At 75.7% G+C, this 14,984-nt stretch carries 14 protein-coding genes; 6 read left to right on the plus strand and 8 right to left on the minus strand.

What is annotated here, in order from left to right:
* Window positions 1–4 precede the first annotated feature (4 nt).
* The 7 genes from AB0H52_RS04385 to AB0H52_RS04415 form a co-directional block, all read right to left on the minus strand.
* Complete coding sequence (locus AB0H52_RS04385; protein ID WP_151493149.1) at window positions 5–1,174, minus strand: nucleotide pyrophosphatase/phosphodiesterase family protein; 1,170 nt, start codon at window positions 1,172–1,174, stop codon at window positions 5–7.
* A complete protein-coding gene (locus AB0H52_RS04390) occupies window positions 1,171–1,941 on the minus strand; it encodes a methyltransferase domain-containing protein (protein WP_151493152.1) in 771 nt (256 codons plus the stop codon). The genes AB0H52_RS04385 and AB0H52_RS04390 overlap by 4 nt, the downstream gene beginning before the upstream one ends.
* On the minus strand, window positions 1,938–2,123 hold the full coding sequence (locus tag AB0H52_RS04395) for a hypothetical protein (protein ID WP_151493151.1): 186 nt from the start codon (window positions 2,121–2,123) through the stop codon (window positions 1,938–1,940). Before AB0H52_RS04395 ends, AB0H52_RS04390 begins: the two co-directional genes overlap by 4 nt.
* 87 nt (window positions 2,124–2,210) lie before the next feature.
* Window positions 2,211–5,594, minus strand: a complete 3,384-nt coding sequence (locus AB0H52_RS04400) for an error-prone DNA polymerase (protein ID WP_357945199.1) — start codon at window positions 5,592–5,594, stop codon at window positions 2,211–2,213.
* Window positions 5,595–5,663: 69 nt separating this feature from the next.
* On the minus strand, window positions 5,664–7,226 hold the full coding sequence (locus tag AB0H52_RS04405; RefSeq protein WP_357945202.1) for a DNA polymerase Y family protein: 1,563 nt from the start codon (window positions 7,224–7,226) through the stop codon (window positions 5,664–5,666).
* Window positions 7,223–7,948, minus strand: a complete 726-nt coding sequence (locus AB0H52_RS04410) for a hypothetical protein (RefSeq protein ID WP_151492133.1) — start codon at window positions 7,946–7,948, stop codon at window positions 7,223–7,225. Before AB0H52_RS04410 ends, AB0H52_RS04405 begins: the two co-directional genes overlap by 4 nt.
* Window positions 7,949–8,050: 102 nt before the next feature.
* Window positions 8,051–8,500 carry an SAV_6107 family HEPN domain-containing protein gene (locus AB0H52_RS04415; RefSeq protein ID WP_357945205.1) on the minus strand — a complete coding sequence of 150 codons (450 nt, stop codon included), beginning with the start codon at window positions 8,498–8,500 and terminating at the stop codon, window positions 8,051–8,053.
* 453 nt (window positions 8,501–8,953) lie between these two features.
* On the opposite strand from AB0H52_RS04415, the gene AB0H52_RS04420 reads away from it, so the two are divergent.
* From AB0H52_RS04420 to crtI, 6 genes are read left to right on the plus strand one after another with little or no spacing between them, the layout of a single operon-like run.
* The gene (locus AB0H52_RS04420) at window positions 8,954–9,442 is read left to right on the plus strand and encodes a YbaK/EbsC family protein (protein WP_151492135.1); all 489 of its coding nucleotides are present in this window, start codon (window positions 8,954–8,956) and stop codon (window positions 9,440–9,442) included.
* Window positions 9,439–10,176: a monooxygenase gene (locus tag AB0H52_RS04425; protein WP_151492136.1), complete on the plus strand. Its 738-nt coding sequence runs from the start codon at window positions 9,439–9,441 to the stop codon at window positions 10,174–10,176. The genes AB0H52_RS04420 and AB0H52_RS04425 overlap by 4 nt, the downstream gene beginning before the upstream one ends.
* A complete protein-coding gene (locus AB0H52_RS04430) occupies window positions 10,173–10,724 on the plus strand; it encodes a GNAT family N-acetyltransferase (RefSeq protein WP_151492137.1) in 552 nt (183 codons plus the stop codon). The genes AB0H52_RS04425 and AB0H52_RS04430 overlap by 4 nt, the downstream gene beginning before the upstream one ends.
* Window positions 10,721–11,575 (plus strand): carotenoid biosynthesis protein, encoded by an 855-nt coding sequence (locus AB0H52_RS04435; protein ID WP_151492138.1) that lies wholly within the window; start codon window positions 10,721–10,723, stop codon window positions 11,573–11,575. The genes AB0H52_RS04430 and AB0H52_RS04435 overlap by 4 nt, the downstream gene beginning before the upstream one ends.
* Window positions 11,572–12,699: a glycosyltransferase family 2 protein gene (locus tag AB0H52_RS04440; protein WP_357945209.1), complete on the plus strand. Its 1,128-nt coding sequence runs from the start codon at window positions 11,572–11,574 to the stop codon at window positions 12,697–12,699. The genes AB0H52_RS04435 and AB0H52_RS04440 overlap by 4 nt, the downstream gene beginning before the upstream one ends.
* 10 nt (window positions 12,700–12,709) lie before the next feature.
* Window positions 12,710–14,197 (plus strand): phytoene desaturase family protein, encoded by a 1,488-nt coding sequence (gene crtI, locus AB0H52_RS04445; RefSeq protein ID WP_151492140.1) that lies wholly within the window; start codon window positions 12,710–12,712, stop codon window positions 14,195–14,197.
* 59 nt (window positions 14,198–14,256) lie between these two features.
* On the opposite strand, the gene AB0H52_RS04450 is transcribed toward crtI, so the two are convergent.
* Window positions 14,257–14,970, minus strand: a complete 714-nt coding sequence (locus AB0H52_RS04450; RefSeq protein WP_151492141.1) for a CDP-alcohol phosphatidyltransferase family protein — start codon at window positions 14,968–14,970, stop codon at window positions 14,257–14,259.
* Window positions 14,971–14,984: the final 14 nt, after the last annotated feature.

Here is a 14,984-nt window from a genome sequence, read left to right on the forward strand (position 1 = left end):
ACGTTCAGCCGCGGACCACGAGCAGCGGCACGGTCAGCTCGGCGGCGGTGTCCGACCCGTGGTACGCCACCAGCTTCGACGCCATCGGCCGCTCGGTGCGGCTGGCCATGACCGCGTACGTGTCGTTGCAGATCACGACCACGTCGCCGATCCGAGCGAGGTGCTCCTCGGGCACCGGCCCGAACCAGCCGGTGGCCACCACCTCGTCGCGGGTGCGTACCCGCGCGGCGTCGCCGAGCACGGCCGACCAGGTGGCCACCACGTCGTCGGCCGCGCCCGGCGCGACGTGCAGGTAGCGCACCCGGGCCTCACCGGCCACCACCCGTACCCCGTCGCGCAGCCGGGGGTCGGTGTCCAGGTCGAAGCGGTGCGCGGCGGGAATGTCGAGCTGACCGTGGTCCGCGGTCACCAGCAGCGCCGCGTCCGGCGGCAGCCCGTCGACCAGCCGGGCGACCAGCGTGTCCACCTCGCTCGCGGCGGTCCGCCAGGGCGCCGAGTCGACGCCGCTGACGTGGCCGTGCCGGTCCAGGTCGGCGTGGTAGCCGGAGACCAGGGTGGGCCCACCGCCGGAGGCCAGCGCCGCCAGCATGGTGGCGGCGACCGCGTCCACGCCGGCGGCGCCCCGGAAGTCCCCGCCCCGGTTGGCGGCCAGGGTCAACCCGCTGCCGCCGAACTCCGGCCGGCTCACCACGGTCGTCGTCACGCCGGCGGCGCGGGCGCGCTCCAGTTGGGTGGTCACCGGCTGCCAGCTCAGCGGCGACGGCTCTCCGGCCCAGTCGGTGTGGGTGAGCACCCGGTCCGTGCCGGGCACCCGCACGGTGAAGGCGAGCACCCCGTGCGCGCCCGGTGCCACGCCGGTGCCCAGCGACACCAGGCTGGTCGGTGTGGTGGACGGGAAACCGGCGATCAGCGGACGGCCCACCGTCGCGGCGAGCCCGGCGAGCGTCGGCGCGTACGGGGCGGCGGTCGGCACCTGGTACCAGCCGAGGCCGTCGACCAGCAGCACGGCGACCCGACGCACCCCGGCCAGCGCGGGGACGAGCCCGAGCGGGTCGACCGACCCGGGCACGCCCAGCACGGCGAGCGCGCTGGGCAGCACGTCGGCGAGACGACCCGCACCGTGTTCGGGCCCGAGAACCGCCAGCGGCGGCGTACCACCCGGCGGCGCGGTCATGCCGGCCGGCGGGCGAACAGGTGCAGCTGGGCGGCCAGGTCCCGGTACGGCGGCTGGGCGGCGAGGACGCGTTCCAGCTCGACCAGGGCCGCGGACTGCCCGTCGGCGACCGCGGCCGGCAGCAGATCGGCCAGCACGCGTACCCCGTGGATCTCCTCGACCACGAGCCCGGCGGCGCCGAGCAGCGCGGCGGCGCCCGGGGCGTCGTAGCGTCGGCGCAGGGTGTCGCGCGGCCCGGCGGTGCCGGCGGGGTCGGCGGCCAGGGCGGTCGCGACGTCCAGGTGACCGTTCATCGCGCGGCCCAGCACGGCGGCGGCACGGCCGGCCACCAGCACACTGGCCGCGCCGCCGGGACGCAGCGCCGTGGCCAGCGCGGTCACCACCGGCGTCGGATCGTCGACGACCTCCAGCACGGCGTGGCAGAGCACCAGGTCGACGCCGGCCGGCTCGACCAGCCCGGCGAGGGCGTCGCCGTCACCCTGGACGGCGGCGATCCGGTCGGCCACGCCGGCCTCGGCGGCCCGGCGGGTGAGCGCCGCCAGGGCGTCGGGGCTGGCGTCGACCACGGTGACCCGGTGCCCGGCACGGGCCAGAGGGACGGCGAACCCGCCGGTGCCGCCACCCACGTCCAGCACCGTCAGCTCGGTGTCGCCGCGCCGGTCCAGTTCGGCGCGGAGCACCGACCAGATCACGGCGGTACGGGCGGTCAGCGGCGGCCCGGCGAACCGGCCTCGGGTCTGCTCCACCCGGTCGAGCCTAGTGGTCAGGGCTCGGTGCCCTCGACCGCGTCCTCCGCCCGGGACCGGCGCTCGTTGGCCACCGGACCGTTGGTCACCTCGTACTCGCGGGGGTCGGTGAGGTGCGACGGCATCCAGCCGGCACCCAGCCGGGTGCGTCGGGCGTTGGCGATTCCACCGCCGGTGTACGTGTGGTTTCCCAGCACTGTCATTCCCCCTCACGGATCACGGGCCGCTCTGCCCGTTCAGGACGAGTCTCCCGCTCGGAGGCGCCGAAAACCGTAATGTGGATCACTGTCTCAGCGGAAGTCGCGGGAGGCGGGGCTGACCGGCGGCTCGATGGCGTCCAGCCGGTCGGCGACCAGGTTGGTCACCCCCTCGTGCCGCTGCAACCGCCCCCGCACCACCAGGGCGGCGCTGCTGCGGGCCACCCGCCGGTAGCGTTGCCACAACCCCGGCGAGCAGGTGACGTTGAGCATCCCGGTCTCGTCCTCCAGGTTGAGGAAGGTGACCCCGCCCGCGGTGGCCGGCCGCTGCCGGTGGGTGACGATGCCACCGACGCGGATCCGCTGCCCGGGCTCCACCCGACCGAGCCGGGCGATCGGCACCGCGCCGAGCACGTCGAGCTGCCCCCGGATGAACCGGGCCGGATGGCTCTCCGGCGACAACCCGGTGGCCCACACGTCGGCGACCAGCCGGTCCACCGCCTCCATCCCGGGCAGCGTGGGCGCGGCCGCTCCGCTGACCGTGCCGGGCAGCCGGCCCGGCCGGTCCTGGGCCGCCGCGCCGGCGGCCCACAGCGCCTCCCGCCGGGTCAGCCCGAAACAGGCGAAGGCGTCCGCGGTGGCCAGCGCCTCCAGCTGCGCGGCGGTGAGACCGACCCGCCGGGCCAGATCCGGCATGTCGCGGTACGGCCCGCCGGCCGCCCGTTCGGCCTCGATCCGCTCGGCCACCTCAGACCCGAGGGTACGCACGCTGGACAGCCCCAGCCGGACGGCCGGACCGCCCAGCCCCCAGGCGTGCGGCGGCTCCCCCGGCCCGCTGCCCCACCGGGTGTCCGGGGTGGACTCCAGCACCGCCAACGCGGCGCTGGCGTTGATGTCCGGGCGGCGGACCTCCACCCCGTGCCGGCGGGCGTCGTCGACCAGGGTCTGCGGCGAGTAGAAGCCCATCGGCTGGGCGTTGAGCAGCGCGGCCAGGAACGGCGCCGGGTGGTAGCGCTTGAGCCAGGAACTGGCGTAGACCAGGTAGGCGAAGCTCATCGCGTGGCTCTCCGGGAAGCCATAGCTGGCGAACGCGGTGAGCTTGCGATAGACGTCGTCGGCCAGCTCACCGGTGATGCCCCGCTCGGCCATCCCGGCGTAGAGCCGGTCGGCGATGCGGGTCATCCGCTCGACCGACCGTTTGGCGCCCATCGCCCGGCGCAGCTGGTCGGCCTCGGCCGCGTCGAAGCCGGCCAGGTCGATGGCGAGCTGCATCAGCTGCTCCTGGAACAGCGGCACGCCCAGGGTCTTCTCCAGCGCGTTGCGCATCAGCGGGTGTGCGAAGGTCACCGGCTCCTGACCGTTCTTGCGCCGGATGAACGGGTGCACCGAGCCGCCCTGGATCGGGCCGGGCCGGATCAGCGCCACCTCGACCACCAGGTCGTAGAACTCGCGGGGCTTGAGCCGGGGCAGGGTGGCCATCTGGGCGCGACTCTCCACCTGGAACACCCCGACCGAGTCGGCCCGGCAGAGCATGTCGTAGACCTCGGGGTCGTCCAGCGTCATGTCGCCCAGGTCGAGGCTCTCTCCGATCATGTCGTAGCCGTAGTGCAGCGCGGAGAGCATGCCCAGGCCGAGCAGGTCGAACTTGACCAGGCCGACGGCGGCGCAGTCGTCCTTGTCCCACTGCAGGACGCTGCGCCCGGGCATCCGCCCCCACTCCACCGGGCAGACCTCGATCACCGGCCGGTCGCAGATCACCATGCCGCCGGAGTGGATGCCCAGGTGCCGGGGGAACGTCTGCAGCTCGTTGGCGTACTCCACCACCTGCTCCGGGATGCCCTCGACGTCGACGGTGGCGACCGAACCCCACCGGTCGATCTGCTTGCTCCAGGCGTCCTGCTGCCCCGGTGAGAAGCCGAACGCCTTGGCCACGTCCCGTACCGCCGACCGGGGCCGGTAGGAGATGACGTTGGCGACCTGGGCGGCGTGCTCCCGGCCGTAGCGGGTGTAGACGTGCTGGATCACCTCCTCCCGCCGGTCGGACTCGATGTCCACGTCGATGTCCGGCGGGCCGTCCCGCTCCGGGGCGAGGAACCGCTCGAACAGCAGCCGGTGCCGGACCGCGTCCACATTGGTGATCCGCAGCGCGTAGCAGACCGCCGAGTTGGCCGCCGAACCCCGGCCCTGGCAGTAGATGTCCTGCTCGCGGCAGAACCTGACGATGTCGTAGACCACCAGGAAGTAGCCGGGGAAGCCCAGCTCCTCGATCATGTTCAGTTCGTGGTCGAGCTGCGCGTACGCCGTCGGGTGCGCCTGCGGCGGCCCGTAACGCTCGTGCGCCCCGTCGGCGGTCAGCTTGCGCAGCCAGCTCATCTCGGTGTGCCCCGGCGGCACCGGGTACGCCGGCAGCTGCGGCGCGACGAGCTGAAGGTCGAAGGCCAGCTCGGCGCCGAACTCGGCGGCCCGGGCCACCGCACCCGGGTACGCGGCGAACCGGGCCGCCATCTCCGCGCCGCTGCGCAGGTGGGCGGTGGCCGCCGCGGGCAACCACCCGTCGATCTCGTCCAGGCTGCGCCGGGCTCGGACCGCGGCGACCGTGGTGGCCAGCCGACGCCGGCCAGGGCTGGCGTAGTGCACGTTGTTGCTGGCCACCGTCGGTAGCCCGGCCTCGGCGGCCAGGTCGGCGAGCGCGTCGTTGCGGTCGGCGTCGACGGGATGCCCGTGGTCGGTCAGCTCCACCGCCACCGTCTCCGCGCCGAAGAGCGCGGTCAGCCGGTCCAGCTCGCGGGCCGCCGCGTCCACCCCCTCGGTGAGCAGCGCCCCCGGCACGTGCCCCTTGCGACACCCGGTCAGCACCAGTACGTGGTCACGCAGCTCGGCGGCGACCTCCTCCAGGTCCCCGTAGACCGGACGGCCCTTCTCCCCGCCGCGCAGTTGGGCGCGGGCGATGGTGGTGGCCAGCCGGGCGTACCCCTCGTGGCCGTGCGCGAGCACCAGCAGGTGCGCGCCGTGCGGGTCGGGTTCGCCGTTCTGCGGGCCGGGCAGCCCGAGGGACAGCTCCGCGCCGAAGATGGTCGGCAGGCCGAGCGTACGGGCCGCCTCGGCGAAACGGACCACCCCGTAGAAACCGTCGTGGTCGGTGACGGCGAGCGCGGTGAGCCCCAGCCGGGCCGCCTCCTCGGCCAGTTCCTCGGGGTGACTGGCGCCGTCGAGGAAGCTGAAGTTGGTGTGCGCGTGCAGCTCCGCGTAGGGCACCACGCCGTCGGGGCGGGTCAGCTCCGGCGGTTGGTACTGCTCGCGCCGGCGACTCCAGGCCGGGGAGTCTCCCCCGTCGGCATCCACGGCGAGCGGGTCCACCACGTGCAGGTGCCGCTCACCCCTGCTCCCCCGGCCGCCGCCTGCCCGGGTGTCGCCGGCCCGGCCGGAAAGCACGCTTTCCAGCTCGGACCAGGGCATCTTCGGGTTGTGAAAGCTCATCCGGCCGCCCCGGCCGCCCCGGCCACTCCGGCACCGAACCAGCCAGCGCCGGTCATGGGTCGACCCGACTCAGTCATAGATCGCCTCCACCAGCCACTGCCCGGCCTCGACGGCGACCAGCAGGGCGGTGCCGTCGGCGAGGCTGACCTGGAACCGGGCCCGGCGGCGGGCCTCGACCGGCGCCCACCACCGCTCGTCCACCGGCCAGGGACCGGCCCAACCCACGATCTGGGCCGGCTGGCCGGTACCGACCACCAGCCGGGCGGGCGGAGCGCTCACCGCCAACCGCGCGCTGATCACCACCGGCTCGCCGGCGGCGTCGTGCACCGTCGCCGCGAGCGGGCTGGGCAGCACCACGGCCGGCGCGGGCGCCGGCAGTCGACCCGGCCACGGCGGAGCGCCGGGGCGGGTCGGGAGGCGTTCGTCGCCCCACGGCACGAGTCGTACCTGATCGGCGGGGGAACGCCCACCGCCGAGCACCGCGGTGACCACCGCCTCCGGGCCGAGGATGCCCTGCACCCGGCTCAACGCCCGGTGCGCCCGTTCCCGCTCCTCGCCGGTCTCCCCCCAAAGGTCGGCCTGCAGACCGGCCTGGGCGATCACCCCGTCCGGGATCAGCCGCAGCCGGATGATGCCGGCCGTCGGCCGGGCCGGTCGGGCGCCGGCGCGCCCGTTGCTGCCGGAGAGCCAACCGTCGAGCTGCCAGCGCACCCGGTCGGCGATGGCGGCGGCGGTGAGCAGGCCGTCGTGCCGCCACACCCGGTGCAGCTCCTGCCCGTGCTCGGTGATCGCCTCGATGCCGAGTCGGGTGCAGGCCAGTCCGTGCCCGGCCAGCCGTTCGTGCAGCTGTTCGGCCAGCGCGCGGGCGGCGAACGCCGCCGCGTCGACCCGGTCGATCGGCTCGTCGTGCTCGGCGGTCACCGTCAGGTCGGCCGGCGGCTGCCGGACGGCGAGCGGGCGGTGGTCGCGCCCGGCGGCGAGCCGGTGGGCCAGCGCGCCGTCGAACCCGAACCGGGCCAGCACGTCGCCGGCGGGCAGCGCGGCGAAGTCGCCGAGGGTCCGTACCCCCAGCCGGCGCAGCAGGTCGGCCAGCGCCGAGCGGCCGAGCGCCTCGACCGGCAGCCCGGCCAGGAACTCCGGTGTCCCGCCCGGCGCCACCACCCGACCGGCGCGGGCGGCCAGCCCGGCGGCGAACACGCCGTCGGCGATGCCGACCTGACTCTCCACCAGACACGACTGGGCGACGTGCTCGATGATCCGCTCGGCGGCCGCCTCCTCACCGCCGAGGTAGCGGCTCGGGCCGCGAGCGACCACCGCGCAGGCGCCCGGGCGGACCACCTCGACACCGGCGACCAGTTCCTCCACCGCGGCGACCACCGGCTCGAACGCCCGGGCGTCACGGCCGGGATCGTGCTCCACGACGGTCAACTGTGGGCAGCGGCCCTGCGCCTCCCGCTTGCGCAGACCTCGACGCACCCCCTCGGCACGGGCCCGCTCGGAGCAGGCGACCACCCGGTTGGCGTGCAGCACGGCGACCGGGCCGGTGGCCGGCACCCCGTCGACGATCTCGGCGGCGAGCACCGGCCAGTCCGGGCACCACAGCAGCAGGGTCCGTGCCGGAGAGCTGGTCATCCCCGCCCGACCAGGGCGAGCGGCACGGCCGGTCGGCCCACGGTCGACCGCGCCGTGCGGGGGATCACCCGGGTGAGTTCGTCGCCGGGGAGCCAGACCTTGATCTCCTTGGGTCGGGCGGCGGCCCCACGCCCGCGGGCCGAGACGGTGACCTCCCGGCGGCGCAACCGCCCCCGGCCCTGCCCGAGCCCCTCCCAGACCCCACGGACCACCTGCAACGTCACGTCCGCGCCGTCCCACCGGCCGTACGGGACGAGCACGCTGCCGCGCTGCCGGGCCCGGGCGGCCAGCCGGGTGGCGACCGAGGCGGTGACCGCGGCCGGTACGGCGGTGACCACGACATCCACCCCGTCGATCAGTGCGGCGACCACGGTGGCCCACTCGGGACCGGGATTCGGCACCAGGGCCAGCCGATCCAGGGCGATACCCAACTCGGCGGCCGCGCCCGCACCGAAGGTCGGCACCCCCACCACGGCACACCAGGAGCCGGCCCGGGACGCCTCGGCGAGCAGGGCCAGCACCAGCGAGGTGCCGCCGCTGCGTCGAGGTTGACCGGCGGCGACCGCGATGGTGCTGCCCCGGCGTAGTCCCCGGTTGGGCAGCAGGCCGGTCAGCTCGGGCGTCACCGGCAGCACCCGGTGGCCGCCGACCGGGTCGGGTGCGCTCGCCGGGCGTACCAGATCGGCCAGTGCGGCGGAACCGACCACCATGCGGCCCGCCATCGGACCAACCCCCCCGTCGTTGCTGTGGATCAGATCAGGACCGGCACGCTGTGATGCCGGCCGCCCGGCTCCCCCCGCCGGGCGGCCGGCATCACGGCGGGATCATGCGGCGAGACCGTCCAGGGTGGGTTGGTGGGCCACGCCGAGCGCGGTCTCCACCACCGTGACGAACTGGTCGGCGGCGCGGAGCAGGTCGTCGGCCTCCCGGGCGCTGACCACCCGGGGGATGCCGGCCTCGGCGGCGGCCCGTTTGCTGGCCCCGGCGGCGAAGAACCGGGCCCACTCGTCGAGCTCGGGGGCGACGGCGCAGAGCAGGACCCAGACGCTGGTGATCCGGTTGCGGCGGCTCGGTGCGGGCCGGGCCCGGGCGGCGAGCAGGGCGGCCGCCGCGCGCAGCGCCGCCAGGTGGGCGGCCGCGTAGCGCAGGCCGTCGGGCCGCGTCTGGCCGGCCTCGACCAGCCCGCGCCGGGCCAACGTGAGCAGCTGGGCGGGGGTGCGGTGCGGCAGCACGTGCGCCGGCACCGTCGGTGCCTGAGCCGGGTTGGTCGGCATGGGACTGTCTCCTCCACGTGGCCGGGCGTCGCCTCGGCGCGGTGGTGCCGCCGATGAGACGCCGAGTCGGGTGGTGCGGAGGAAGACGCACCGGGTGTGGCCGGCCGGGTGTGGATGCTTCCCCACACCACACCCGGCCGGCGTACCGGCGGGTTCGTCGCCCGCCGCCCGGGGGTCGTGGGCGGCGGGCGACGCTCCTGCCTGTCGGGACCGGGCTCGCGACTGCCCGGAAACCCAGGTGCGGCCCGCGGAGCCGCACCGCCCGGAGCTGGCACCGCGAAACACCTCGCTCCGGCTGGTTGGAACGGGCGTTCGAGGCAATCGAACACTCGTTCTAACTGCTGCTGACAGTACACCTCCCCTCCGGCGAAAATGCAACGTGTGACGCGCCGAGGCTCGCCACCCGGGCGCACCGGGGTGAACCGACACCGGCGGACCGGGAAGAATGTCCTCATGCAGCCACACCCGAACGTACGGGCGGTGCAGGACGCGCTCACCGCCGCCGGCACGCTCGACGGCACCGGTGAGCCCAGCACCGTCCGCCTGCTGCCCGACGCGGTGCACACCGCGGCAGCCGCCGCCGAGGCGCTCGGCGTCGAGGTCGGCCAGATCGCCAACTCACTGATCTTCGACGCGGACGACGCGCCCCTGCTCGTGCTCACCTCCGGCGCGCACCGGGTGGACACCGCCGGCCTGGCCGCGTCGATCGGGGTCACCCGGCTGCGCCGGGCCACCCCGGAGTTCGTCCGGACGCACACCGGGCAGCCGATCGGCGGGGTCGCCCCACTCGGGCACCCGCAGGCGCTGCGCACCCTGGTGGACACGGCGCTGGCGGCGTACCCGGAGATCTGGGCCGCGGGCGGCGTACCCCAGGCGGTCTTCCCGACCACCTACACCGAGCTGCTGCGGGTCACCGCCGGCACCCCGGCCGAGGTGGCGTGAGCAAGCCCGCGGACCTGGTCACCCTGCACGTGTGGCGGATCTCCCGCGGCGCGTTGCCCCGGGCGCTGACCCGGATGGCGATGGACCCGCGCCGGCTGCGTGCCCTGCCGGGCGTCCGGTTCGGCAAGCTGCTGGGCACCGGAACCGGCACCGGCTTCGGCCCGGGCGACGCCGACCTCACCCGGTGGGCGGCACTGACCGTCTGGGACTCCCCCGCCGCGGCGGACGGGTTCGACGACTCGCCGGTCGGGCGCGCCTGGGCGCGGATCGCCCGCGCCTCCGTCCGGGTCGACCTGCGTCCGCTGAGCAGCCGGGGCGAGTGGTCCGGTCAACGGCCGTTCGGCGACCCGCCGGGCGGACGGGTCACCGGGCCGGTGCTGGCGCTGACCCGGGCGCGACTGCGGGCCCGTCGGGCGGCCACCTTCTGGCGGGCGGTCCCCCCGGTGGCCGCCGCCCTGCACGAGGCACCCGGACTGCTGGCCCGGTTCGGCGTCGGCGAGGCGCCGCTGGGTTGGCAGGGCACGGTGAGCGTGTGGCGCGACCCGACGGACCTGGTGGCGTTCGCGTACCGTCACCCGGAGCACCGGGCGGCGATCATGCGTACCCCCACCGCGGGCTGGTACGCCGAGGAGTTGTTCGCCCGGTTCGAGGTGCGCGACGTGGTCGGCGACCGGACGGTGCTCGGGTGGGTCGCCGACGGCGGCCCGGAAACGGTGAAGGGTGGACGGGCATGAGGTTGGTGCGCTGGACGCCGGACGATCTGGTCCGGCGGCTGGACGACGTGGTGGCCGTCTACGGCGAGGCGATGGGATACCGCACCGACCTGCTGGAGGCCCGGCGCGGCTACATCGCCACCCACGTCCGCCGGCCCGGCTTCCGGGCCGTGGCGAGCCTGACCAGCGAGGGTCACCTCGCCGGCTTCGGCTACGGCTACCTGGGCGCCGCCGGCCAGTGGTGGCACGACCAGGTGTACCGGGCGTTGGACGCCCCGACCCGCAAGCGGTGGCTCACCGACTGCTTCGAGGTGGTCGAACTGCACGTCCGGCCGCCAGCGCAGGGGCACGGCCTGGGCGCCGGTCAACTGCGGGCGCTGCTCGGCATGGCCGAGGGTGACACGACGCTGCTGTCCACCCCGGAGGCCGAGGAGCAGACCTCGCGGGCCTGGCGGCTGTACCGGCGGTTCGGCTTCGTCGACGTGCTGCGCGACTTCCACTTCCCCGGCGACGAGCGGCCGTTCGGCGTCCTCGGTCGGGACCTGCCCCTCGAGCCCCCCGCGTCATGACCCGGCGGATCTCCTGGGCGCTGCTGGCCGTCCTGGTGCTCGCCCAGATCTGCTACCCGCTGACCACCGGCGCCACCCGGGCCGGGCTGACCGTGGCCACGGTCGTGCTCGGCTGGCTGCTCTCGGTGGGCCACGCGCTGCTCAGCAGGGGTCCGCGGGTCGCCGCGGCGCTGGTCGCGGTGGCCACCGGCGGCGGGTTCGCGATCGAGGCGATCGGGGTGGCCACCGGTGTGCCGTTCGGCAGCTACGACTACTCCGGGGAGCTCGGCCCCAAGCTGGCCGGGGTGCCGCTGATCATCCCGCTGGCCTGGACCTGGATGGCCTGGCCGGCCTGGCTGGCCGCGGTCCGGCTGACCGGTGGCGGCGGGTCGACGCCCGGCGGTGGCGTGCCGGCCGGCCGGTGGGCGGGGCGGATCGCGCTGGCCACGGTGGGACTGGCCGCCTGGGATCTCTTCCTCGACCCGCAGATGGTCGCCGAGGGCTACTGGGTCTGGCGGGACGCCACACCGGCGCTGCCCGGCCTGCCCGGCATCCCGGTCAGCAACTACCTGGGCTGGCTGCTCTTCGCGGTGCTGCTGATGAGCGCGCTGCGCCCGCTTGCCGGGCCGGCCGCCGAGCACACCGGCCGGCGCGACGACCCGATGGTCGCGCTCTACCTGTGGACGTACTTCTCCAGCATCCTGGCCCACGCGGTCTTCCTCGACCTGCCCGCCTCGGCGCTGTGGGGCGCCGCCGGCATGGCGGTGACCGCCGTGCCGCTGACGGTGACCCTGCTGCGCGCCCGGCGGGCCGGCGACGCGGCCCGGGAGGACCGCCAGCCGCACCGTACCGGCGTCGACGCGACCCGATGACCGTCCTGCTCGCCCTGCTGCTCGCCGTCGCCGCGCTGACCGCGCACACCTGGCTCAACGCCGCCCGCTGGCTGCGCCGGCCCACCGACCGGCCGGACGAGGTCGACGAGCCGGTGGCCGTGCTGCTGCCGCTGCGCGACGAGGCCGCCCGGGTCACGCCCTGCCTGCGTGCCCTGCTCGCCCAGCGCGGGGTGCCCGGGCTGCGCGTCGTCGTCCTCGACGACGGTTCCACCGACGGCACCTCCGACGTGGTCCGCGCGGTGGTCGGCGACGATCCGCGAGTGACCCTGCTCGACGGGATCGCCCCGCCGCCGGGCTGGCTGGGCAAGCCGCACGCCTGCTGGCTGCTGGCCACCCGGGCCGACCCGAGCGCCACCGCGCTGGTCTTCGTCGACGCCGACGTGGTGCTCGCCCCGCACGCGGTGGCCGCCGCCGTCACCGAGTTGCGCGCCGCCCGCGCGACCCTGCTGTCGCCGTACCCCCGGATCGTGGTGGCGACGGCGGCCGACCAGCTGGTCCAGCCGCTGCTGCAGTGGCTCTGGCTGACCTTCCTGCCGCTGCGCGCGATGGAACGCTCGCCGCGGCCGTCGCTGGCCGCGGCGGGCGGGCAGTTCCTGGTGGTGGACCGGGCCGGCTACACCGCCGCCGGCGGGCACGCCGCGGTCGCCGACAAGATCCTGGAGGACGTCGAGCTGGCCCGGGCGGTCAAGCGGGCCGGTGGGCGGATCGCCCTGGCCGACGGTTCCCGGCTGGCCGCCTGCCGGATGTACGACGACTGGCCGCAGCTGCGCGACGGGTACTCGAAGTCGCTCTGGGCGTCGTTCGGGCATCCGGGCGCGGCGGCGGCCGTGGTGGCGTCGCTGCTGCTGCTCTACACCGCCCCGCCGCTGGTCGCGCTGGTGGGTGCGGCGGCCGGCGCGCCGGGGGTGGCCGCCGTGGGCCTGGCCGGCTACCTGCTCGGGGTGCTCGGGCGGGTGCTCACCGCGCGGGCGACCGGGGGTCGGTGGTGGCCCGACGCGCTCGCACACCCCGTGTCGGTCGTGGTCCTCGGTTGGTTGACCCTGCGGTCGTACCATCTGCGAAAGCGACGCCGCCTGACCTGGCGGGGCCGCCCGGTCAGCTAGGAGGCGCGGCATGGCGCGGATCGTGGTCGTCGGCGCCGGGGTGGGTGGCCTCGCCACCGCCGCCCGGCTGGCCGCCACCGGGCACCAGGTGACGGTCTTCGAGCGGGCGGAGACGGTCGGCGGCAAGCTCGGCCGGTACCTGCACGACACCCCGGCCGGGCCGTTCCACTTCGACACCGGGCCGAGCCTGCTCACGCTGCCCGAGGTCTTCCACGACCTGTTCGAGGCGACCGGGGCGAAGCTCGACGAATACCTGGACCTGGTCCCGCTGGACCCGATCGTCCGGCACGTCTTTCCCGGCGGCGGCCCGACCCTCGACTCGTGCGCCGACCCGGTGGAGTTCGCCACCCGGATCGGCGCGGCCTTCGGCGACCGGGCGGCGGCCGACTGGCAGCGGCTGTGGCGCCGGGCCGCACGGGTGTGGCACGCCTCCGAGCGGGACATCCTGCGCCGCAGCGTCGACTCCCCGCGCGACCTCGCGTCGCTGGCCTGGCGGCTCGGTGACCTGGCCGCCATCGCCCCGGGCCGCACCCTGCGCGGGCTGGGCCGCCGGCACCTGTCCGACCCCCGGCTGCGGATGCTGCTGGACCGGTACGCCACCTACACCGGCGCCGACCCGCGCCGGGCGCCGGCGGCGCTGGTCGCGGTCCCCTACGCCGAGCTGACCTTCGGCGGCTGGTACCTGCGCGGCGGGCTGGGCACGCTCGCCGACGCGCTGCTGACCCGCTGCCTGGACCTCGGTGTGGTCGTGCAGACCGACACCACGGTGACCCGCATCGACGCCACCGGAGGCCGGGTGCACGGGGTACGCCTCGCCGGCGTCGCCGCGCCGGTGCCCGCCGACGTGGTGGTGGCGAATGTGGACGCGATCACCGTCTACCGCGACCTGCTGCCGCACTCCCGTCGACTGGCCGCGCTGACCGACCGCAGCCTCGCCGGTTTCGTGCTGCTGCTCGGCGTCTCCGGCAGCACCGGCCTCGCCCACCACAACGTCTTCTTCCCCCACGACTACGACGCGGAGTTCGACGCCGTCTTCGGCGACCCCGGTCGGGGCGTACGGGCCCGGCCGGCCGTCGACCCGACGGTGTTCGTCACGGTGGCCGACGACCCGATGGTCCGACCGACCGGGCACGAGGCGTGGTTCGTGCTGGTCAACGCCGCCCGGCAGGGCACCGCCGCGGGCGCGGTCGACTGGCGCCGCCCCGGGCTTGCCGACGCGTACGCCGACCGGATCCTGGAGGTGCTGGCGCAGCGCGGCGTCGACGTACGCGACCGGTTGCTGTTCCGCGAGGTCCGCACACCGGCCGATCTGGACGCGGCGACCGGGGCGCCGGGCGGTTCGATCTACGGCACCGCCGGCGGGCTGCTCCGCCCGGCCAACCGGGGCCCGGCGCACGGGCTGTGGCTGGTGGGCGGCTCCAGCCACCCCGGTGGCGGGCTGCCGATGGTGACCCTCTCCGCGCAGATCGTCGCCGACGAGATCGGCCCCGCCTGGTAGGCCCGCCACTCACCGGCTGGCCCACTCGGCCGGCTGGCTTACACAGCCGGCTGGCTCGCTCAGCCGGCGTCGATCAGCGCGCGGCGGACGGTGGACAGCAGCTGCCCCAGGCCGAAGCCGGCCAGCAGCACCCACACCGCGGTCGCCATGGTGATGGTGCCGGCGGCCAGGTCCGGTTCGATCAGCCCGGCCAGGCCGGCGACCAGCAGCCCGACCAGCGCGACCGAGACACGGGTGGGGCGTTCGCCCACGGTCACCGCGCCGATCTCGCGCATGCCGGCGGAGACCGCGCGGGCCCGCACGTACTCGTGCAGCCAGGACAGCGCGCCGCCCGCGACGACCAGCGCGCCCGGCGCGCCGACCAGCCAGAACGCCAGCAGCCACGCCACCTCACCGAGCCGGTCGGCGAGCGAGTCGTAGACGTAGCCGAGCCGCGTGGTGCGGCTGGTGGCGACCGCCACCGCGCCGTCCACGCTGTCGGCCACGGCCGCGAACAGCACGAACAGCGCGCCGAGGAACGGCCCGTCGGCCGGCCGGGTCGCCAGCAGCGGTACGCAGAAGCAGAGCAGCACCCCGGCCACGGTGACCGCGGTGGGACCGACCCGCAGCCGGCCCAGCACATACCCGACGTGGTACGCGAACCGCAGCCACGCGCGTACCACCGGCGCGGCGGTCCGGGGGTCGAAGCCGCCGTGCAACCGCGCCCACGCCGTGGCGTACTGATCCCAGTTCAGCTGTGTGCCCACCTGAGGATCAACCGTCCTACCGGGCATCAGGTGTCGCGGAC

The sequence above is a fragment of the Micromonospora sp. NPDC050695 genome (genome assembly GCF_040654415.1).
Lineage (GTDB): Bacteria > Actinomycetota > Actinomycetes > Mycobacteriales > Micromonosporaceae > Micromonospora.

Coding starts and splice junctions, on each gene's coding strand:
- AB0H52_RS04385 (WP_151493149.1), bottom strand. CDS start 1,174: ATGACCGCGCCGCCGGGTGGTACGCCGCCGCTGGCGGTTCTCGGGCCC.
- AB0H52_RS04395 (WP_151493151.1), bottom strand. CDS start 2,123: ATGACAGTGCTGGGAAACCACACGTACACCGGCGGTGGAATCGCCAAC.
- AB0H52_RS04400 (WP_357945199.1), bottom strand. CDS start 5,594: ATGAGCTTTCACAACCCGAAGATGCCCTGGTCCGAGCTGGAAAGCGTG.
- AB0H52_RS04405 (WP_357945202.1), bottom strand. CDS start 7,226: ATGACCAGCTCTCCGGCACGGACCCTGCTGCTGTGGTGCCCGGACTGG.
- AB0H52_RS04410 (WP_151492133.1), bottom strand. CDS start 7,948: ATGGCGGGCCGCATGGTGGTCGGTTCCGCCGCACTGGCCGATCTGGTA.
- AB0H52_RS04415 (WP_357945205.1), bottom strand. CDS start 8,500: ATGCCGACCAACCCGGCTCAGGCACCGACGGTGCCGGCGCACGTGCTG.
- AB0H52_RS04420 (WP_151492135.1), top strand. CDS start 8,954: ATGCAGCCACACCCGAACGTACGGGCGGTGCAGGACGCGCTCACCGCC.
- AB0H52_RS04430 (WP_151492137.1), top strand. CDS start 10,173: ATGAGGTTGGTGCGCTGGACGCCGGACGATCTGGTCCGGCGGCTGGAC.
- AB0H52_RS04435 (WP_151492138.1), top strand. CDS start 10,721: ATGACCCGGCGGATCTCCTGGGCGCTGCTGGCCGTCCTGGTGCTCGCC.
- AB0H52_RS04440 (WP_357945209.1), top strand. CDS start 11,572: ATGACCGTCCTGCTCGCCCTGCTGCTCGCCGTCGCCGCGCTGACCGCG.
- crtI (WP_151492140.1), top strand. CDS start 12,710: ATGGCGCGGATCGTGGTCGTCGGCGCCGGGGTGGGTGGCCTCGCCACC.
- AB0H52_RS04450 (WP_151492141.1), bottom strand. CDS start 14,970: ATGCCCGGTAGGACGGTTGATCCTCAGGTGGGCACACAGCTGAACTGG.